General features: G+C 71.0%; 3 protein-coding genes. 2 read left to right on the forward strand and 1 reads right to left on the reverse strand.

What is annotated here, in order from left to right; all coding sequences use genetic code 11:
* The coding region (locus tag RWR81_RS12455; protein ID WP_314458043.1) for a UvrD-helicase domain-containing protein at window positions 1-2617 on the forward strand (2617 nt) is incomplete at its 5' end.
* A 258-nt stretch (window positions 2618-2875) separates the two neighbouring features.
* Window positions 2876-3943 (forward strand): CPBP family intramembrane glutamic endopeptidase, encoded by a 1068-nt coding sequence (locus tag RWR81_RS12460; protein WP_314458044.1) that lies wholly within the window; start codon window positions 2876-2878, stop codon window positions 3941-3943.
* Here the strand turns inward: RWR81_RS12460 and RWR81_RS12465 are convergent.
* On the reverse strand, window positions 3888-4576 hold a 689-nt coding region (locus RWR81_RS12465; RefSeq protein ID WP_314458045.1), incomplete at its 5' end, for a nitroreductase. The two genes, RWR81_RS12460 and RWR81_RS12465, sit on opposite strands and share 56 nt — an antisense overlap.

The following is a 4576-nucleotide window of genomic DNA, read 5'->3' on the forward strand; positions in this document are numbered from 1 at the left end:
CGTCTCCGGCCCGGCCTGGGGCGTGACGGTCTCAGACCCGGCCGAGCTGATCTCCGGCCTCAACCCCGCCCAGGAGGCCGCCGTCACCCACGCCGGCACGCCTCTGCTCATCATTGCCGGCGCGGGCTCGGGCAAGACCCGGGTCCTCACCCACCGCATCGCCCACCTCATCGCCACCGGCCGCGCCCGCCCCGGCGAGATCCTGGCCATCACCTTCACCAACAAGGCCGCCGCCGAGATGCGCGAACGCGTCACCGCCCTGGTCGGTCCCGCCGGTGAGCGCATGTGGGTCTCCACCTTCCACTCCGCCTGCGTGCGCATCCTGCGCCGCGAGCACGAGGCCGCCGGCCTGCGCTCCACCTTCTCCATCTACGACGCCGCCGACTCCACCCGCCTCATCACCCTCATCGTGCGCGAGCTGGGCATCGACCCCAAGCGCTTCACCCCCAAGACCTTCGCCCACCGCATCTCCGACCTCAAGAACGAGCTCATCACCCCGGCCCAGTTCGCCGAGCGGGCCGTGACCTCCAACCCCCTCGAGCGCCACCTCGCCGAGGTCTACCGCGCCTACGCCGAACGCCTGAGCGCCGCCAACGCCCTGGACTTCGACGACATCATCATGCGCACCGTCGCCCTGCTCCAGACCCGGCCGGCCGTGGCCGAGATGTACCGGCGCCGCTTCCGCCACATCCTGGTCGACGAGTACCAGGACACCAACCACGCCCAGTACGTCCTCGTGCGCGAGCTCGTCGGCGGGCCCGGCACCTCCGGGGCGGGCTCGGCCCCGCCTCCGGGAGAGCTCACTGTCGTCGGCGACTCCGACCAGTCCATCTACGCCTTCCGCGGTGCCACCATCCGCAACATCGAGGAGTTCGAGAAGGACTACCCGACGGCGCGCACCATCCTGCTGGAGCAGAACTACCGCTCCACCCAGAACATCCTCTCGGCCGCCAACGCCGTCATCTCCCGCAACAGCGGCCGGCGTGAGAAGAACCTGTGGACCGCCGCCGGCGACGGCGCCCCCATCACCGGCTACGTCGCCGACTCCGAGCACGACGAGGCCCGCTGGATCAGCCAGGAGGTCGACCGCCTGGCCGACGAGCACGGCGTGCGTCCCCGCGACGTCGCCGTCTTCTACCGCACCAACGCCCAGTCCCGCGCCCTCGAAGAGGCCTTCATGCGCGCCGGCCAGCCCTACAAGGTCATCGGCGGCACCCGCTTCTACGACCGCCGCGAGATCAAGGACGCCATCGCCTACCTGCGCGCCGTCGACAACCCCGACGACGACGTCAACCTGCGCCGTATCCTCAACGTCCCCAAGCGCGGCCTGGGGGACAAGGCCGAGGGCGCCCTGGCCGAGCACGCCGCCCGCTACGCCGTCTCCTTCGGGCAGGCCGTCGCCGACGCCGCCGGAGCCCCCCGCGAGGCGCGGGCTGAGGAGTCGGGCGGGGCCGCGGGCGCTGACAGCGCAGACGGGCAGCCGTCCATCGCCGAGGCCGGCGAGCCGCCCGAGGTCGAGGGCCTGACCACCCGGGCCCGCAACCAGGTCCGCGGCTTCCACGAGCTGCTCACCACCCTGCGCCACATGGTCACCGCCGGTGACGGCGTCGCCGACGTCCTCGACTCCGCCCTGGACGCCTCCGGCTACCTCGCCGAGCTTCGCGCCAGCGACGACCCCCAGGACGCCACCCGCGTGGAGAACCTCGCCGAGCTCCACTCCGTGGCCAGCGACTTCCAGGCCGCCAACCCCGACGGCACCCTGGCCGACTTCCTCGAGCGCGTCTCGCTCGTGGCCGACTCCGACCAGCTCCCGCCCAGCGCCGACCTGGAGGACGAGGACGCCAGGCGGGCCGAGGAACAGGGCCAGATCACCCTCATGACCGTCCACACCGCCAAGGGCCTGGAGTTCCCGGTCGTCTTCGTCACCGGCATGGAGGACGGCACCTTCCCCCACACCCGCTCCCTGGCAGAGGAGACCGAGCTCGCCGAGGAACGGCGCCTGGCCTACGTGGCCCTCACCCGCGCCCGCGAGCGCCTCTACCTCACCCGCGCCGCCGTGCGCTCGGCCTGGGGCGCCGCCAACGCCATGCCCGCCTCCCGCTTCCTCGACGACGTGCCGGACGAGACCATCGACTGGAAGCGCCTGACCTCCTCCATGGAGGCGCTGCGCGGCGGGGGCACCGGCTGGGGCAGCAGCTGGGGCGAGGGCGGCTTCGGCTCGGGCGCCTCCCGGCAGGGCTCCCACTCCGGCGCCTACTCCGACGATGATGACTTCGCTCCGCCCGTGGGGGGAGGTGCCAAGCGCTCGGGCAAGTTGGGGCGCGTCGAGACCGCCCGGGACCGGGCCGCCAAGCGCGCCTCCGCCCGCCTCGAGGCCCGCGGCAAACAGAACGCGGCCTCGCCGGCCGGGGGTACCGCCGCCTCGGAGGACCTGCCCGCTGCCGTGTCCGGGCTGCGAGCCGGCGACCAGGTGCGCCACGACTCCTACGGGGTGGGCACCGTCGTCGGCCTGGAGGGCAAGGGACGCTCCCTGACCGCCCGCGTCGAGTTCGTCATCGACGGTGACCCCACCACCAAGCGCCTCATCCTGCGCTACGCCCCCGTGGCCAGGATCTGAGCACCTTGGTCCGGCAGTGGCCTCCCACAGGTTCCGGGCGGGCATTAGTTGCGAGACTCTGTCGGGCTCGGGTGTTCTCGTGAATGCACATGAGGGCTCGCGGACTGCGCCCACGACGTCAGTAGTCGAGGCCTAGGGGGCGTCCACAACGAATCGAACATCTTGTCACGGCTCGATCGCCCTCAAACCTTCCTTTTGCGACATTATCTGGTCCTCCAGGAGGAGGCGCATCACGCCTGGGGGAGGAAACATTGGGCCATGAGCACTCCCGTTTCCTCCCGGGCGCCCGTGCCTGGATCCCGGCCCGCTGGCATCCTGGACCGACTCGTTCCGGTCAGTCCCCAATGGTGTGTCCCTCCGCGGAAGGCGGAGCGGTTCAGCTGGATCCAGCTCGTGATGGGCGTTCTGCTCTTCCTCGGTGCTCAGACGGCCTCCATGTTCCTGGTACTGATCACCGGTTCCGCGCGGCTCAATGACCATGGCGCTGTGGTGTTCCTCAGGCCGGACGCCACCTTGATCATGGCTGTTGTGGGCGCTCCCATCGTCGTGATCGGGTACTGGTTGCTGGTGCGCTATGCCGGTGGGCGGCCGGTGATCGAGCTGGGCGGTCGCGGGGCGGCGCTGCGCGAGCTCGGTGTCGGTCTGGGTGTTGGCGCGCTGCTCATGTGCGCCGTCATTGCCGTCCTGGCCCTGGCGGGTTCCTACCATGTTGTGGACATCGGCTGGAGTGCGGGGATCCTCGGGGGACTGGGAGCCGGGATCTCCGCCGGATTCACCGAGGAGATCCTGTTCCGAGGGATCCTGCTGCGCCTCATTGAGGGCTGGCTGGGGACCTGGTGGGCGCTGGTCATCACCTCGGTGCTCTTCGGTGCCGCTCACCTCGGCAACTCTCATGCCACTGCTTTTGGTGCAGTGGCGATCATCGTGGAGGCGGGCATTCTGCTGGGTGCCTGCTACCTGCTCACCCGGCGCCTGTGGCTGGCGATCGGGGTTCACATCGCCTGGAACTTCGTCCAGGGAGGCATCTTCGGCTCCGATGTCTCCGGCACCGGGCTGGGACGTGGACTCATCGAGGCCCGCTTCACCGGCTCCGACCTGCTCACCGGCGGGGCCATGGGGATCGAGGGCTCCATCGTTGCGATCGTGCTGTGCACGGTGGCGGGTCTGGCCGTGCTGGCGGCGGTCCACCGGCGCGGGCTCATCGTCCCGCCCAGCTGGCGCCGCCCGGCGGCGCCGTCGAGCAGCGTGGTTGGTGACGGCCCGCCCCGGGTCATGAACGGGTCGGCACCAGGCGCACGGCCCGCCGCTCGGCCCGAAAGTCGTTGACCGGGGCGTCGGAGGCGTAGCCCAGAGCGAAGCCCGTGATGAGGTGGTAGTCGGCCGGAGCCTCGAACTCGGCGTCGAAGGGGCGGCGCCAGGTGGCCAGGACCCCCAGGGGGCAGGAGTCGACGCCGTGGGCCTTGGCGGACAGGAACAGGGTCTGAAGCATGAGCCCGGCGTCGAGCGCGGCGAAGGGCATGAAGCCCTTGTGGATAAGGACGAAGCCGATGACTGGCGCGCCGAAGGCCTCGCAGTTGCGCCGGGCGGCCGCGTCGCGGGTCTCCCGGTCCTTGCGGGCGATACCCATGTGCGCGTACAACCGGCCGCCGACGGCCTGGGAGTGGGGCAGCAGCTCCGCGGGATAGGGCGCCCAGGTGCGGTAGTCGCCGTCGGGCGCCTTGCCGCTCCGGACCAGGCGGGCCATGGCGCCGGGCTCCTTGTGTTGGAAGGGCAGGGTGACATCGAACTCGGCGATGTAGGCCGAGCGCAGGCGGTCCGCCCGCTCACCGGTGGCCAGCGCCACCATGAAGGGCCGTGTGTTCGACCAGCTCGGAGCCTGGCGGGCATCGTCAAGGATCGCGTCGAGGACCTGGCTCGGCACCGGGTCAGGCCGGAAGTCGCGCACAGAATGCCGGGCAG

It is taken from the genome of uncultured Actinomyces sp. (assembly GCF_963526355.1).
GTDB lineage: Bacteria > Actinomycetota > Actinomycetes > Actinomycetales > Actinomycetaceae > Actinomyces.